Genomic DNA, 16,266 nt, shown 5'->3' on the forward strand with positions numbered 1-16,266 from the left:
GCCCCTTCCCGCACAGGCGGTAAGCGGACAGCGGACAGCAGCCCTTATTCTGCCGGAACGATGCTCTTTGTTACCCAGTAATAGTCGCAGGGCTTAATATCCGCATTCTTTACTTTCTTACTGGAAATCATATTGGTCTGGGGATAGCCGAAGACCAGGGTAGCCGCATCGTCCTGAATGATTTTTTCCATCTGTTCGATGATTTCTTTTCTCTTCGCCGGGTCGAATTCCTGGCTCAGCTGGTCAGAGAGAGCATCATAGGCAGGATTGCTGTAGCCCGAGCCGTTCTGTGGGTTGCTGCCGTTTACATTGGTCTTCCAGTACATGTTGATGAAGACTTCCGGATCCCCTGCCTGCTCAGCCAGTACGTTGGAAATGAGCAGGTCGTATTCGCCGCGGGTGCCAATGCCGTCAAGGACGTTGTAGTCCACGTTCTTCAGGTTCACCTTGATGCCTACTTTCTTGGCATCCGACTGGGTGGCTTCTGCAAAGAGAGGCAGTTCTGCGCGGCCGCTGTAGTAAATGAAATCCAGTTCCAGGTTCTTGCCGTCTTTATCCACATAGCCGTCGCCGTCGGTATCCTTCCATCCAGCGTCTGCCAGCAGTTTCTTCGCATTTTCCACATTGTAGTTATCCGGATATTCCGCCTTCAGTTTGTCAAAGCCGTAGTCCACAGACGGCGGAAGCAGGGGACCGCCGGGAGTGAAGGTGTCTTTCAGGAGCACCTTGCAGTAGGTATCCCGGTCCAGGGACTGGAGGAGTGCCTTTCTTACATTCTTGTCAGCCAGGGGCTTGCCATTGGAAACGTTCAGGCGGGCCAGCACGTCGCGGATGGAGGAAATGGTGCTCACGGTGAATTTATTCTTATCCTGGAAAAGCTGCATATCGCCGGGGGCAATGTTGACAGCCACATCGATTTCTCCCTTCTGGAGAGCCATGGCCCGGGTATTGGGATCGTCAATGGTATTGATCTGGGCGTGAGCGAAGGGCACCTTGTCATAGTAATGGGGGTTGGCATCCAGTTCTGTCTTGGCCTTGGAGAAGGATTTCACCATGTAGGGGCCTGTGGAAACAGGGCCCTGCTTTGCAAAGTCCACTTTGCCGTCAGAATCGGTGTCTACAATAATGAAGAGCGGATCCCCCAGCATACCTGGCAGAGTAGCCACCGGTTTTTTCGTATAAATGGTCACGTTCTGGCCGTCAGCGGTGATGTGGTCCAGTTCAAACATGGCTTTCGCCCGGGGCGCCTTGGCAAAGGTACGTTCAATGGATTTCTTCACTGCTTCGCCGGTGACCGGTGTGCCGTTGGAGAACTTGATGTCCTTGATTTTGAAGGTCCAGGACATTTTATCATCAGCCACTTTCCAGCTTTCTGCAATCCAGGGCTCTGCATTCATTTTGTCATCAAAATGGACAAGGCATTCGCCGATGCCGTAGCGCATGACCTGCCAGCCGAAGTAGTTGTCTGTCGGTTCCAGGCTGTCTGCAAAGTTCGTTACCCCCACGGTGAGGGTGTCTTTGGCTGTTTTGGAATTGGATCCTGATCCGCCGCACCCCGTAATGGCAAAGGCCATCAAAGCAGCTGCAGCCAAAAGAGCACCTTTCTTGTAAATTGATTTCATCTGTTGAACGCTTCCTTTCTATATGGAAATAAACGCCATAGGCGTGAAAAAAACGATGGGTAGAGCCGTTTCGCGGCCTGCCGGCTCACCATACCGCCGGCCCGCTATTGATCTCTTGGATCCAGTACATCCCGGAGCGCATCGCCCCAGAGGTTGAAGATGACCACGGAAATGAAGATGGCAAGCCCCGGGAAAACCATGAGCCAGGGGGCTGTCTGCAGCTGCTGACGGCCCTCGTTAAGCATGAGGCCCCATTCCGGTGCCGGCGGCTGGCTGCCGAAGCCCAGAAAGGACAGGCCTGCCAGTTCCATCATCATGGCACCGATGTCGGATACCGCTGTAATCACCAGGATAGGCACTACGTTGGGCATGATATGGGTCCAGAGGATATGGGAACTGGTACCGCCGCTGACAATGGCAGCATCCACGAAATCCCGTTTCCTGATTTTCAAAACCATGGACCGGGACAGGCGGGCGTACTTGGTCCAGGTCACGGCTGTCAGGGCAATCATGGCATTCACCAGACTGCCGCCCATGATACCGGCAATGGCAATGGCCAGGATAACGCCGGGGAAAGAAATCATCATATCTGCTATACGCATGATGACGGTATCAATGAGGCCGCCAAAGTAGCCGGCCACAAGGCCCAGAAAGGTGCCTACGCAGAAAATGATGGCCACCAGGGCCAGCACGCTGGACAGGGAGTAGGCTCCGCCGTAGAGAATGCGGGACAGCACATCTCTTCCCAGCTTGTCCGTGCCGAAAAGATGGGCCATGGAAGGCGCCTGGTTGGCGTCCTTCATCACCGCTTCCAGGGGGTTATAGGGAGCAATCACCGGCGCCAGCACCACCAGGGCGATAAGCAGGATAACCAGCAGGCTGGTGAACCGGAAGGTTCGATGTTCTTTGAATCCTTTCCAAAGATTCCCCATATTACCGGCCTCCTTTCCGAAGTCTCGGATCCAGATGGCGATAGGACAGATCCACCACCAGATTAATCACCATGTACATGAAGGCAATCCAGAGCACAATGGCCTGCACCGTTTGGAAATCGCGGTAGGTAATGGCTTCTACCACCATATATCCCAGGCCGGGCCAGGAAAATACGATTTCCACCACCGCTGCGCCGCCCAGAAGGGAGCCGAAAGCCAGCCCCAGCAGGGTCACCAGAGGAAGCAGGGCATTGGGAAGCACTTCCTTCCAGAGGATATGGGATTCCGAAAATCCCCGGGCCCTGGCGCCCATGACGTAGTCCTGGTTCAGCTCCTCCAGCACCGCCGCCCGTACCTGCCGGGTGTACTTGGATGTCATCACCACGCCCAGCGTCACCATGGGGAGGATCAGGTTTTCTAAAGAAATGCTGCCGCCCACGATGGGAAGCATTCCCAGCTTCAGGGCAAAAATCCAGAGAAGCATCAGGCCCATCCAGAAATTGGGCACCGAAACGCCCAGGAAGGAAAAGCCCCGGACCAGGTAATCAAACCAGCTGTTTTTCTTTACCGCCGTATAAATCCCCAGAGGAATGGAAAAAACAAGCATAAACGCAGTAGATGCCAGCGCCAGGATCAGGGTAGCCGGCAGGCCTCCCATGAGAGCCTCCAGTACCGGCTTCTTCATCATGAAGGAATAGCCGAAATTACCATGAAGCACCCTTCCCAGCCAGTCCAGGTACTGGAAAAGGAAAGGCTTATCCAATCCCAGCTCATGACGAAGAGCATCGATTTCTATCTGGCTCACCACAATATCTTCATTGCCTGCAATCATCTGACGCACCGGATCCCCCGGCGCCAGCATGACCAGACAGAACGTGATAAAGCTGATGCCCAGAAGAACCAGCACCATTTCTCCCAGCCTCAGGGCCAACTGTTTCTTTCCCAAATCCAACCATCTCCTGTTTTAGTCAACTCACATTTTAAAAAAAGCACGAAAAAAGCAAGGCCGGAAACAGGGACCTTGTAGAAACATAAACAATAAACAAATGCTAGCTTTACCCCATAGCAGATAAAGAGCTGTTTCCTCATCACTCTTTAAATTTCCCAACGATACCGGCTGCGTCCTTCTTGGCGTGACGTCTCGCCCTCGCTATCATTGGTTTTTCATGAAAACAGTATATCATTATATTTTGAGATTCGCAACCATTTATTTAACAATTATTTATGAAATGCTAATATTCAATCATGGTATGATTTTATTTCATGGTTTAGATTCCCTGCTTTTTTCATAAAAAAAGCCCCCTGAAGGACGCGCCTGCGGTGTGAGGGTTCAGGGGACACGCCTGCGAACGGTCAGCCGACAATAGGAAGGCCCTTTTATGGGCAGGCTAAGGGCCAACTTCGGCTGACTTGCGCATTCTATGCAGAATGCGCACATGAGGGTTGACGGGGCTTCGCCCCGAGGGTTCTAAAGGTTCAAAGGGGAAAGGTTCTTAGGATTGACCGGCCTGACGGCCGGAAGGTTCTAAAGTTTGACGGGGCCCTTGGCCCCGAGGGTTGCGGATTGCCCTGCGGTGCACAGCGAACACATTTTGCACTATGCGAACTGGATTTGTAAGGGAGCATCAGCGACCTGAAAATCCAGTGAGTCAGTGACAGCAGTGGGTGAAGGAGCGCTAGCGACGCGCAAAATGTAGTGAGTCGTTTCCCCTTTAGGGGGCAATGCTTATAAAGTCAGCGTTACGGGATTGGTTCTCTGTGTCATATGGCATGATAAACATTCTGCGGATTGGCTCGCTGCGCTCGCCTCCCCCTATCCGGCTGCGCCGGACTGCCCCCTGTTCAGGGGGCAGAATAAAGCTCTAAAAAGCAGTCCTTTTCATAAGCAGCTCACAGCATAGCGGAGCTTTATAGTCCCCTGTGGAGGTCCTGCATAGGACCTCCAAGTGGGGCGAAGTAAGGCGCCTAGCCTGCCCATTAAGGCGCTTTCCTTTTGCCGCCCCACCGAACTGCGGGGGTGGCGAAGGAACTGGATTCATAGGGGGAGCCCCGCGCCCCGCGAATCCAGTGACATGCTTCCCATCGGGGGCGAATTCCCGCGAAGCGGGAAAGGGGGTACGGGGCATAGCACCGATATGATGCTCCATCATTATCCTGACCGCCAATCGGCGGTCCCCTGAGCGAAGCGATGCAACCTTTCTACACAACCCTTGGCACCAAGGGCCGGAGGGCCACCTTCGGCAGTCACGTCCACATCGAGTATCATAATCAGGATTACCACCGTCCACCCCTTCGCCACTTTGTGGCCCTCTTCCCCTAAAGGGGACGCAAGAAGCGTTACGGGATTGGCTGTCTGTGTCATATGTGACACAATATCCAGTGCCACCTATTTTTCTCGTTTCCCCTTGAGGGGAATTCCCGCACAGCGGGAAAGGGTGTACGAGGTAAAGCACCGATTTGATACTCTATCGTTTCCCTGACCGCCAATCGGCGGCCTCCTGAGCGAAGCGATGCAACCTTTCTACACAACCCTTGGCACCGAGGGCCAGAGGCCCGATGGATGCTATATGCCCCTCTGCGCCGCAGGCGCAGGTCCCTTCGGGAATACTGGTAAGCACCGTCCCGATCCCTACCCTTCCAGTCTTCCTTCCCGGATTTTCAGTATCCGGGTATGGTATTTATCCAGTGTAGACCGGTGGCCTACGCTGATGACGGTGATATTGGGAATGGAGGTGAGGAGGCTGTAGAGGTGATTTTCCGTTTCTTCATCCATGGCGGAGGTGGCTTCATCCAGGAATACCCAGCGGGGGCGGGTGAGGAAAATGCGGACGAAGGCCAGTTTCTGCTGCTCTCCCAGAGAAAGGATATGGCTCCAGTCTCCTTCTTCTTCCAGATGGTCCTTCCAGCGGGTAAGGCCGCATGTTTCCATGAGCTTCACCAGTTCTTCCCTGTTTCCTTTTCCTTTGGGATAGAAGGCAGCTTCCTCCAGAGTGCCCATGGGCATGTAGGGTTTCTGGGGAATGAAGAGGACTTCAGCAGTCAAAGGCAGCTGGATGACCCCTTCGCCGTAGGGCCAGAGGCCGGCCAGCAGGCGAAGGAGGGTGGATTTTCCGGAGCCCGAGGGGCCTTTCAGAATCACCTTTTCTCCTTCCTGAATGGTGCAGGACAGGGAGGAGAGCAGCGTTTTTCCCTGGGGCAGGCGGACGGTGACGTCGGAGAGGATGAGGGATGAACCTCCTTCTTTCCGCGCCAGATGGCCCTGTTCTTTTTCTGTTTCCTGGAGCATATGGTCCATATGGGCATCAAAGGTAAGGAGTCGTTCCACGCAGGACATCCATTCCGCCAGGGAGGAGTAGACGTCCACGAAGTAGGACATGGATTCCTGTACTTTGCCAAAGCAGTTGGCCACCTGCATCAGGCCGCCCAGGGAAATATTTTTCGACAGGTACCGGGGCGCCGCCACCACGAAGGGGAAGATAATAGCAATCTGGCCATAGGAATTGGTAAGCCAGGACAGCTGTTTCTGTTTTCTGATAATGTACACCGTATTCACCAGAAGCTTATGGAAACGGCCAGAGAGAATTTTCTTTTCTTCTTTCCCGCCGTGGTAGAAGGCCACGCTTTCCGAAGTTTCACGGAGCCGCACCATGGCATAGCGGAAGTCGGCCTCCAGTTTCTGCTGCACAAAATTCAGCCCCACCAGCTTATGGCCTACCTTGTGGGTAATCCAGGTGCCGATGACGGAATAGGCCAGGGCGGTCCATACCAGATATCCGTATATATGGATGGTGAGGCCCGGCAGAGGAAGGATGAGCGGTTCCGACAGGGACCAGAGGACGAAGATGAAGCAGAATATGGTGGTGATGGCTTTGAGCAGACCGGCCATGAAGGACAGGGTGCGGGTGGTGAAAAGATTGATGTCTTCGGAAATACGCTGGTCCGGATTGTCCGAACGGCCGCCGGAAAACATTTCCAGCCGGTAAAACATGTGGCGGGACGTCCAGCGGGACAGGTATTTCTCCGTCATCCACCGGCGCCAGCGGAGGGCCAGGGTCTGCTGCAGGTAGTAGGCATAGACGGAAAAGGCAATGTGCCCGAAGGCAATGGCGGTGAACCGGATGAGTCCATGGTACACGGCGGTGCTGTCGTAATTCTGCAGGGCGCTGTAAAATTCATTAAACCAGTCATTCAAAAGGAGCGTCATGTACACCGCTGCCATGGTAAGGATAATAATGCCCACAAGGTACATCCAGGCGCTTTTCTTTTCTTCACTTCTCCAATACCGGCTGGTGAGCTGCCATAAAGCCTTCACCGTCTCCCGGTTCCACTGTCCTGAAACCATAGGTCCTCCTTCACAGTTATGATGAAAATATTTTTTATTATACTACAGGCAGAAAGGCGGCGCGAAAATCCAGCGGTTTAAGCCCCATGTCCCTTGCCCGGCATGTGATGATCAGACTTGATAAAGGAATCCGGCCAACGCAAAAGGCCCGGAAAAGAGGAGCGCTCTTTTCCGGGCCTTTCAGGGGTGGTTAGTATGAACAAATATTTTGGGATTTGGGAGGGAGATAATTTGTAAGAAAAGCAATCGTTTCTTTGCAGGAGAGAAATCATAGCCACAGCCGGCGGCAGCGGCATCTGCCTTTCTCTCCCGCGAAAGGGGCTCTGCCCTTCCAAGGACAGGTCCCTATAGAGGATATTCCTGCCGCCTGACCGTGCTTCAGCCGGCAGGAATCATACCTCTGGAGTTACCATTTTCATTGGCATCACCAGGAATCTTCGTTTCACAAATAAAATCCATTATTCAATGGTAATCCGATGGGATTCTTCCACTTTCTTCTGATCTTCTTTCGGAAGGGCAATCTTCAGCACGCCGTCTTTCAGGCTGGCTTTGATGCCGTCTTCTTTAATGCCTTTCACAGTGAACTGACGCTGGAATCCAACGGCACCTCTTTCATGACGAATGTAATGTTTCTCTTCGTCTTTCGTTTCTGTCTTGTTCTCTTTCTTAGCGGCAATGGAGAGGATGCCGTTTTCATAACTGATATGAACTTCATCTTTGGTGAATCCCGGCATATCGCAGGTAATTTCATAACGGTCTTTCAGATCCTCGATATCTACTTTCGGTACTGCTACATAATCTTTATAAATGGTGGGAACATCATCAAAGAAATGATCCAGAACGCTGTCACCAAACAAACCATCAAACGGAATCATGCTACCCATAATCAAAGACCTCTTTCCTTTATTTTTCATGTAATGTTCAGGTGTCCGGGAACCTTTCCGGTTTCCCTGTCCGGTTCCCTTCCCTCCTGACAACTATAGTATAGCACTTTTAGCACTCCTGTCAAGTGAGTGCTAAAATATTTTTGACTTTTCTTTTTCATATATTGACTATTCCGATAATATCTAATGTTCTTGACTATTTAAAATCGTTTATTTGACTATTTTGTACTCAGATTTCCAGAAATTTTTCACAATTTTTTTGACGGGGCCCCATGGATGGGCCATGGGAAATTTGATTCTTCAGATTTTCTCCCCCGCTATGATATGATGAGAGAAGATATTTGTATTCCGGAAGCCTGCGCTTCCTTAAAGGAGTCATTATGCTGGACATAGAAAACCTGTATTTTTCCTACACCGGCAGGGAGCCCTGGCTGTTGGAGGACATTTCCCTCCATGTGCCGAAGGGATCCTATATTTCCATTGTAGGAAACAACGGCAGCGGCAAGAGCACCCTGCTGAAACTGATTCTTCATTTTTTAGCCCCCGTGAAGGGCACCATCCGCTGTGAGGCCAGGCAGATCGGCTATGTGCCCCAGATGCCTTCCCGGGACCATGCCTTCCCCATTACGGTGGCCGAGGTCATTCATTCCTATGGAAAGCTGCTCCATTTGAAATCCATTTCCGTAAAGGATGTCCTTTCCGTCACCGGTATGGAGGATTATAGAGGGGAACTGATGGGAAATCTGTCTGGCGGACAGCACCAGAAGGTACTCATTGCCCGGGCCCTCATGGGCAGCCCGGACCTTCTCATTCTGGATGAACCTTCCACAGGCGTGGACCTTGCAAGCCAGCGGGAGATTTACGGAGAGCTTTCCCGGCTGAACCGGGAGAAAGGGCTCACCGTGCTGGCGGTGGAGCACAATATGGAGGAAGCCGGCCAGGTGTCTTCCGGCCTCTACCATGTGGATAGCGGAAAGGGCCACCTCTGCAGCGTATCCCATTATATAGAAGAGTATATCAAAAAGGAGGGCGGCCATGTTCAGTTATGATTTCATGCAAAATGCCCTTTTCATTTCCATCTGCATCGCCATCCTCTGCCCCTGCATCGGTATTTTCATCGTACTGAAGCGCTACTCCATGATTGGCGACACCCTGGCCCACTCGTCCCTGGCCGGCGTCACCCTGGGCCTTCTCTTCCGGGAAAGTCCGGTGCTGGCTTCCTTTGCCTTCACCGCCCTCTCAGGGCTTTTCATCGAATTCCTGCGCCAGTATTTCAAAAAATATACGGATCTCATTCTATCCATTGTGCTGTCCGTATCCGTAGGCATTGCCATCACCCTCATCAGCTCCGGCCATCTTCATGCCAACGCCGACGCCTATCTTTTCGGCTCCATGCTTACCGTATCCCCCATAGACATGGCAGTCACCGCCGTGCTGAGCCTCTCTGCCGTGGTGACGGTCATCCTGAACTACCACCAGCTTCTCTACATCACCTATGACGAAGAGGCCTCCCGCATTGCCGGCGTTCACGTGAAGCGGCTGAACTACCTCTTCGCCTTTCTGGTGGCCGCCGCTATTTCCGTATCCATCCGCTCCGTAGGCATTCTGGTCATTACGTCCATGATTACCCTGCCTGTAGCCAGCGCCCTGCAGCTGCAGAAGGGATTCAAAACCACCTTCCTGGCTTCCCTTGCATACAGCTTCCTTTCCATTCTGTCCGGTTTCTTCCTGTCCTACTTCATCGGTGCCGCTCCCGGCGGCGTGACGGCCCTCACCGCCGCCTTCCTGCTCCTTGTGACCATCCTTGTAAAGCAGGTGCTCCGCCCATGAAATTCGATTGGAAAAAAGAAATGGCCCTTCTCCTCACCCTGCTGGCCCTCACGGCCGGCTGCGGCAGAGAAGCGCCGCCGGCGGAAGAAGGAAAAATCCCTGTGGCCGTCTCCTTCGGCGCCATGGAAAAACTGACAGAAGCCATCGGAGGAGACGCCGTCTCCATTTCCGTCATGGTACCCGAGGGCATCGAGCCCCATGACTTCGAGCCCCGGGCCGGAGACCTGATCAGGCTGAAACAGGCCAGGGTCTTCGTCTACAACGGCATGGGCATGGAACACTGGGCAGACAAGGCCCTGCAGAGTGCAGGCGCTGAAAACCAGGTGGTGGTCAGAGCTTCCGAAAACGTGGTCCCCATCCCCCTGGAAGATGAAGAAGAACGGGAAGAACATGGCGACTACGATCCCCATACCTGGCTGGGCCTGTCTGAAGCGAAAGAAGAGGCCCGTGCCATCCGGGACGGCCTCATCGCCGCCTCCCCGGAAAACAGAGACCTCTTCATGAAAAACTACGACACCTTCGCCAAAAGCATCGACAGCCTGCAGCAGGAATACAGGGAAAAACTGGCCAAGGCCCCCCGGAAAGAACTGGTCACTGGCCACGCCGCCTTCGGCTACCTGGCCCGGGACTTCTCCCTCACCCAGGAAAGCGTGGAAGACGCCTTCGCCACCGGAGAGCCGCCGGCCAGAAAACTAGTGGAACTCATCCGCTTCTGCCGCGCTCATCATGTGAAAACCATATTCACTGAAGAAATGATGGACCCCGCCCTGGCCCGCACCCTGGCCAGCGAAGCCGGCGCCAGCGCCGAAACCCTGTCCACCCTGGAAGAGCCAGGCAGTGAAAGCTACCTGGATACCATGAGGGACAATCTGGAAAAAATAGATAAAGCCTTGAACTAGAGGCTTTGGGGTGTGAGGGTTGACGGGCCTTTGGCCCGAGGGTTCATAGGGGAAGGTTCTCAGGATTGACCGGCCCTATGGGCCGGAGGGTTCTTAAGTTTAACGGGGCCTTCGGCCCCGAGGGTTGTGGATTGCCCTTCGGGCAATACTTATAAAGTCAGCGTTATGAGGGAGGGTTCTTAAGATGGACCGGCCCTTTGGGCCGGAGGGTTCTTAAGTTTGACGGCCCTTCGGGCCGAGGGTTGTGGTATCGCCCTTACGGGCGATGAACATAAAGTCAGCGTTACGAGCTTGCCTTACTGTATCATATGGCGTAATAAGCATTCTGCTGATTGGCTCGCTTCGCTCGCCTCCCCCTATCCGGCTGCGCCGGACTTCCCTCTATGCAGGGGCAGAATAAAACACCGCGAAACACTCTCTTCATAAATGGCTCTACCGTAAGCACGGGTTATTGTCCCCTGTGGAGGTCCTGCATAGGACCTCCAAGTGGGGCGAGGTAAGGCGCCTGGCCTGCCCATTAAGGCGCTTTCCTTTTGCCGCCCCACCGAACTGCGGGGGTGGCAAAAAAACTGGATTCATAGGGGAGCTGTAGGCGACCCGCGAATCCAGTGACATGCTTCCCACCGGGCAAGGTGGTGGCGCCAGCCACCAAAGGGGGATTGCATTTCCTCGCCCGCAGGGCGGTTATATGGTTTTATACAAACTGGCGCCTTCTATAATTTAGAGGCGCCCTACAACAACCCTCGCGCCAAAGGCGCGTCAAACTTAAGCCCCTTAAGAACCTTCGGCCCGAAGGGCCGTCAACCCTCAAGCCCCATAGGGGCTTGTCCATAAGGCGTATCAACCTTCGGGAATACTGGAAAGCACCGCCCAGGTCCCGATCCTGACCGCGCCGCAGCCCGGGTTCAGAGGGTTCAGAGGAATGACTTTTACTAGATCACTATCCCACTAGTCTACCATCTCACCAGGTTTCGGAAGGCCGGTGCCATGATATGGCCTTCCCCGTCCCAAGGGGCGAAGACTTCGTGACGGGGCACCCAGGGCGCCAGCTGGGCTGGATTTCCTTCCTTCATCAGTCCGTCCTTTGCCAGCTGCGGTTCATACGAAAAGTCCGGGGTCTTCCTTCTTTCTTTCATGACTGCTTTGGCGTCGACCGTGTATTCACCGGTTTTATCATTTTTCAGGGTAATATGGAGAATGTCATCGGGGCCGGCGTAGTCCAGGGCGTACCGGGCCAAGTAGTTCACCGCCGTCACATCCACGCCGTCTATGGACAGAATCCAGTCTCCCTTCTGCACAGCGGAAAGCTCGGGATGATGGTCTCGGTCCACCGATTTCACCTTGGGATGGGACTTGTTGAATCCTCCTTCCAGTTCTATGCCGTAGTCCGGGTGATTTTCCAGGTCATAGTAAGCCTCTTCCACCGCTTGAAATCCCTGGTTCACAAATTCATCCTTCACATCGGTTTGGATGGTGCTGCTGGAATAGTAGCCGCCAAAGCCCGTTTTGCTCCGATAGGTATGGTAATTCCAGAAATCCATGTCCACCCAGGTGCCGCCGTTTTCCGGATGGAAAGCCACATAGCCGTTGTACTGGCTGCCATAGTACTCGTAAATGAATTCCGCTGCATAGGGATTTTCTTCCTCATAGTAGCGGTAGTATCCGTCGTAGGAAATGGGATTTCCCTTTTCATCCCTGTCGTTCAGATGGTAGAGAAAAGCCTGCTGCACTGACCGGGGCGTTTCTCCGGAGAAATAAACGCTGCAGGCAGGACCGTAGTTGGGCACGGTACCGGGCTCTTTGCCCATAAGGCTCACCTTGCCTGCCAGATTTTTGAAATCGTGGCCGAAGTTTTTTCCGTTTTCCTTACGGGCCGTGAGCTTCCAGTTCCTGGGAGAAGCCATCATGGTGTCCACCAGATCCTTTGGCATCACATACCAGAGGTCCAGGCCTGCATATTTGGAAGGAAAAGTGCTGTCCGGATTTTCCGGAAGGGGCGAAAGGTTCCATTTTCGCTCCTTCTGGGCCAGGGTAATATCACTGAAGAAATTCTTTCCCCTCTCCCGGGACAGATCCTGGATATGAAGGTACCAGGCCTCTTCCCCCTGTACATGCTGCACCTCCACCGTCATGCCACGGCCCCAGACTTCCCGGCCAAAGTCCACCAGCTTTCCGTCCTTTAATGCCGTGCCCCGCAGGGATACTTCGGAATTGGACGTGCCCAGCCGGTTTCCGAAATAGGCAGCTCCCGCCGTAAATGGCGCTGTCAAAACTGCCGCCAGCACCAGGCCGGCCATCACTCTTTTCTTCATAGGATTCCCTCCCTTATCATTCTACCGTCAGTATACCATAACCCCCAGCCCCTGCGGGGCTGGAGGTTATGGCCGCCTACGGCGGCGGGTTGTGGAAAAGGGTTGAGGAAAAGGGTGCTTAAGATGGACCGGCCCTATGGGCCGGAGGGTTCGTAAGTTTGACGGGGCCTTCGGCCCCGAGGGTTGTGGATTGCCCTTCGGGCAATACTTATAAAGTCAGCGTTATGGATTCACCTTTCTGTGTCATACGTCATGAAAAGCATTACGTCGATCAGCCACCTCCGGTGGCTTTCCCCCCTTTGGTGCCTTACGGCACCAAAGGGGGAATGCATTTCCTCGCCCGCAGGGCGGTTGTACGGTTTTCGCTGCCCCAGGCAGCGGCATATAAAACTCCCCTCTGAACCAGCCCGCTCTGTGGGCTGAACCCATCGTTCGGTGCGCAGCACACGAACGATAGAACCAGGGCGCCGAGAGGCGCCTGAACCCTCAAGCCCCATAGGGGCTTGTCCATAAGGCGTGTCAACCTTCGGGAATGCAGCTTCCCGCGTCAATCCCCCTTCATTCTATCAATCTCAGCATCCTGTCCCGCTCTGCGGAAAGGATGCCTTTTTCTTTTTCCAGCGCTGCCGTGAGCTCATTCATTTCCCGGTCCCTTCGATCTCCATTCGTCTGCAGGGCATACATGGAGAAATTTTTATATTCATAGAGAATGGACAGGTCATATTTTCTGCATATTTTCTCCATGTCCTTCCGCTTCATATCTCCGTCCACCGACACCAGCACCACAGAGCGGGAGTACCTGTCCATCCCCGGCCTTTCTCCGTGGGGACCGGGAATGACGCAGTAAAGTCCCGGCTTCTTTTCCGAATAGCCCCAGCAGTCATAGGGCCCGTGGGCCGGAGCCGAAAATCCAGCCGCCAGCAGAAGAGCAGTGCACAGGATGATTTTGTATTTTATGGTTCCTCCTTGTGCGCCCAAAGGGCGCGAAAAGTTCTTCATCTTACGTTCGGTGTCAGAAGGTTTAAAGGGTTCAGAGGGTAATAGCGGCGGCTTCGCCACAAGTTTATTATACCGCCTGGCCCAATCATTCTAAGCAAAAATGACCTGCGGGAGGAAAACAGTCTGACATGTACCGTCGCTTCTTTGGGTCCGGAAAATACAGCCTGTCTGATGTCTGCCCTCTGACCATCTGATTTCCAGCGGTAAGCGGACAGCCGGCCCATTCCCCATCCCCCATTTGACATTCCTACGACATCATAGTAATATAGGGTCAATTACTTCTATATCGTATGATTTGACAAGGAGACACTCTATGAAGAAGAAAATGATAATGGCCCTTGCTCTGGCAGGGAGCCTCTGGCTGGGAGGGACCGCCATGGCTATGGATGTGAATGTGGATTCTGCTACAAAAGGTATGCCGGGAAAAGTGGAAAGCACCCTTCTTTCCGTGCCTGTCAAGACACCGCTTATTAACCAGATTTCCGATGTGGTCTATGAACAGGTTCCTATGCGGGGCTATCCCAATGTGGCCATGAAAATGGACATCCTGCAGCCCAAATCGAAGGAAAAGCTGCCGGCCATTGTTTACGTAACCGGCGGCGGTTTCATCAATGCCAACAAGGACAATGGCATCCAGCTCCGCATGCACCTGGCAGAAGCAGGCTATGTGGTGGCTTCCATTCAGTACCGGGTGGCACCGACTGCCAAATTCCCCCAGCCCCTGGAGGATGTGAAATCTTCCATCCGCTATCTCAAGGCCCATGCGGACCAGTTCAACATCGACCCTGACCGGGTAGGTATCGTCGGCGGCAGCGCCGGCGGCTACCTCACTGCCATGGCGGGAACCACCAGCGGCACCACCACTTTCGATAAAGGGGATAATCTGAATGTAAACAGTAATGTGAAGGCAGCCGTAGACCTCTACGGTCTCTCAGACTTAACCCGCATTGGCGATGATTACAGCGACGCTGTCAAAGAAGCCCACAAATCCGCCGGCGCCACAGAAGCGCTCTGGGTAAACGGCTCTCCCGTCTTCGGTGGGAAAGACGGCGGCATCCTGGCCAATCCGGACGGCGCCTCCAAGGCCAATCCCATAACCTATATTTCCAAAACCAGCGCCCCCATGCTCCTCATGCATGGCACGGCGGATACCGTGGTTTCTCCCAGCCAGACTGACCTCCTTTTCCAGGCCCTCCAGAAAAACCATATTCCTTCCAAACGGTACCTGGTAGAAGGCGCTGCCCATGGCGGCATTTACTGGAACCAGGAGGAAGTGATGGATATCATTACGAAATTTTTTGATTCCTATTTGAAATAAAGGCAATGGGGCCGCTCCGCGGCCCGGGTTCAGAGGGTTCAGCGCCCTTTGGGCGCAAAGGGGCACCGCCTTGCGGCGGCGGGTTGTGTAGAAGGGTTGTGGAAAAAGGTGCTTAAGATGGATGGGCCTTCGGCCCAAGGGTTCTTAAGTTTGACGGCCTTTCAGGCCGAGGGTTGTGGTGGCGGCTTCGCCGCAGATTATTAAAGTCAGCGTTACGGGATTGGCTTTCTATGTCATATGGCATGATAGGCATTCTGCTGATTGGCTCGCTGCGCTCGCCTCCCCCTATCCGGTTGCGCCGGACTTCCCCCGCAAGCGGGGGCAGAATAAAACACCGCGAAACACTCTCTTCATAAATGGCTCTACAGTAAGCACGGGTTATAGTGCCACCAAAAGGGGGAATGCATTTCCGACGCCCGCAGGGCGGTTGTAAAGGTTTTATCATAAGAGGGCGCCTTCTATAAATGTAAGGCGCCCACCACAACCCTCAGCGGCAAAGCCGCTGTCAAACTTTAGAACCCTCGGGGCGATAGCCCCGTCAAACTTTAGAACCTTCAAGCCCCATAGGGGCTTGTCCGTAAAGGCTCCTGAACCCTTACCCCCATAGGGGCGCAGTCCTCCTGCCCAAGCGGTGAGCCCGCAGCGGGCAGCCTTTCTTCCCCTGCCTTCATAAATACAGTGAGCCCATTGAATCATACAAAGGAGGAAATATGGATCTGGACAATACCCTGGGTTTCATTCTGGGCCGGGTTTCCCGGAAAGTGCACTACCGGTTGGATGAAATATTCAAAGCCAACGACATAACCATTGAACAGTGGGTGGGTCTTCGCATGATTGATGAGGAAGGCCCCCTCTGCCAGAAAGAGCTGGCCGACCGGATGGAGAAGAACCAGAATACCATCAAAGCTCTGATCGACCGCCTGGAAGCGAAGGGACTGGTGGAAAGGACGGTAAACCTTCAGGACAAGCGGAACCTGATCCTCACCGTCACCACCGGGGGAAAAGACCTGATACGCACCCTGTCTCCCCTGGAAGAAAAGATCAATGAAACCATAGAAGGGGCCCTGACGCCGAGGCAGGTGGAAACCTGCAAGGCACTTCTTCTGAAACTGGAGAAAAAATTATAAT

The 16,266-nt window shown here is 53.7% G+C and carries 12 protein-coding genes; 5 read left to right on the forward strand and 7 right to left on the reverse strand.

Annotated features, from left to right (window positions below; genetic code table 11):
- Positions 1-44: 44 nt before the first annotated feature.
- The 5 genes from NW747_RS02880 to NW747_RS02900 all read right to left on the reverse strand — a co-directional run bounded on the left by NW747_RS02880 (position 45) and on the right by NW747_RS02900 (position 7,780).
- Positions 45-1,622 carry an ABC transporter substrate-binding protein gene (locus NW747_RS02880; RefSeq protein WP_273097179.1) on the reverse strand — a complete coding sequence of 526 codons (1,578 nt, stop codon included), beginning with the start codon at positions 1,620-1,622 and terminating at the stop codon, positions 45-47.
- A gap of 104 nt (positions 1,623-1,726) precedes the next feature.
- Complete coding sequence (gene nikC, locus NW747_RS02885) at positions 1,727-2,554, reverse strand: nickel transporter permease (RefSeq protein ID WP_273097178.1); 828 nt, start codon at positions 2,552-2,554, stop codon at positions 1,727-1,729.
- 1 nt (position 2,555) lies between these two features.
- The gene (gene nikB, locus NW747_RS02890; protein WP_419095312.1) at positions 2,556-3,464 is read right to left on the reverse strand and encodes a nickel ABC transporter permease; all 909 of its coding nucleotides are present in this window, start codon (positions 3,462-3,464) and stop codon (positions 2,556-2,558) included.
- Between the two features lie 1,719 nt (positions 3,465-5,183).
- Positions 5,184-6,896, reverse strand: coding sequence for an ABC transporter ATP-binding protein/permease (locus NW747_RS02895; protein WP_273187933.1), 1,713 nt, complete (start codon positions 6,894-6,896; stop codon positions 5,184-5,186).
- A 458-nt stretch (positions 6,897-7,354) separates the two neighbouring features.
- Positions 7,355-7,780 (reverse strand): Hsp20/alpha crystallin family protein, encoded by a 426-nt coding sequence (locus NW747_RS02900; RefSeq protein ID WP_273187934.1) that lies wholly within the window; start codon positions 7,778-7,780, stop codon positions 7,355-7,357.
- Between the two features lie 380 nt (positions 7,781-8,160).
- Between NW747_RS02900 and NW747_RS02905 the strand changes: the two genes are divergently transcribed.
- The 3 genes from NW747_RS02905 to NW747_RS02915 are packed head-to-tail and all read left to right on the forward strand — an operon-like array spanning position 8,161 to position 10,509.
- Positions 8,161-8,829, forward strand: coding sequence for a metal ABC transporter ATP-binding protein (locus NW747_RS02905; protein ID WP_273187935.1), 669 nt, complete (start codon positions 8,161-8,163; stop codon positions 8,827-8,829).
- Positions 8,816-9,610: a metal ABC transporter permease gene (locus tag NW747_RS02910; RefSeq protein WP_273187936.1), complete on the forward strand. Its 795-nt coding sequence runs from the start codon at positions 8,816-8,818 to the stop codon at positions 9,608-9,610. The genes NW747_RS02905 and NW747_RS02910 overlap by 14 nt, the downstream gene beginning before the upstream one ends.
- Positions 9,607-10,509 (forward strand): metal ABC transporter solute-binding protein, Zn/Mn family, encoded by a 903-nt coding sequence (locus NW747_RS02915; RefSeq protein ID WP_273187937.1) that lies wholly within the window; start codon positions 9,607-9,609, stop codon positions 10,507-10,509. The genes NW747_RS02910 and NW747_RS02915 overlap by 4 nt, the downstream gene beginning before the upstream one ends.
- A 953-nt stretch (positions 10,510-11,462) precedes the next feature.
- Here NW747_RS02915 and NW747_RS02920 read toward each other — a convergent pair.
- Together NW747_RS02920 and NW747_RS02925 are read right to left on the reverse strand one after the other, a co-directional pair.
- The gene (locus NW747_RS02920) at positions 11,463-12,821 is read right to left on the reverse strand and encodes a hypothetical protein (protein ID WP_273187938.1); all 1,359 of its coding nucleotides are present in this window, start codon (positions 12,819-12,821) and stop codon (positions 11,463-11,465) included.
- Positions 12,822-13,379: 558 nt separating this feature from the next.
- Entirely contained in the window at positions 13,380-13,799 is a 420-nt protein-coding gene (locus tag NW747_RS02925; protein ID WP_273187939.1) for a hypothetical protein, read from the reverse strand.
- Between the two features lie 334 nt (positions 13,800-14,133).
- Between NW747_RS02925 and NW747_RS02930 the strand changes: the two genes are divergently transcribed.
- On the forward strand, positions 14,134-15,138 hold the full coding sequence (locus NW747_RS02930) for an alpha/beta hydrolase (protein WP_273187940.1): 1,005 nt from the start codon (positions 14,134-14,136) through the stop codon (positions 15,136-15,138).
- Between the two features lie 710 nt (positions 15,139-15,848).
- A complete protein-coding gene (locus NW747_RS02935) occupies positions 15,849-16,265 on the forward strand; it encodes a MarR family winged helix-turn-helix transcriptional regulator (RefSeq protein WP_273187941.1) in 417 nt (138 codons plus the stop codon).
- Position 16,266: the final 1 nt, after the last annotated feature.

Source organism: Dialister succinatiphilus (assembly GCF_928721695.1).
GTDB lineage: Bacteria > Bacillota > Negativicutes > Veillonellales > Dialisteraceae > Dialister > Dialister succinatiphilus.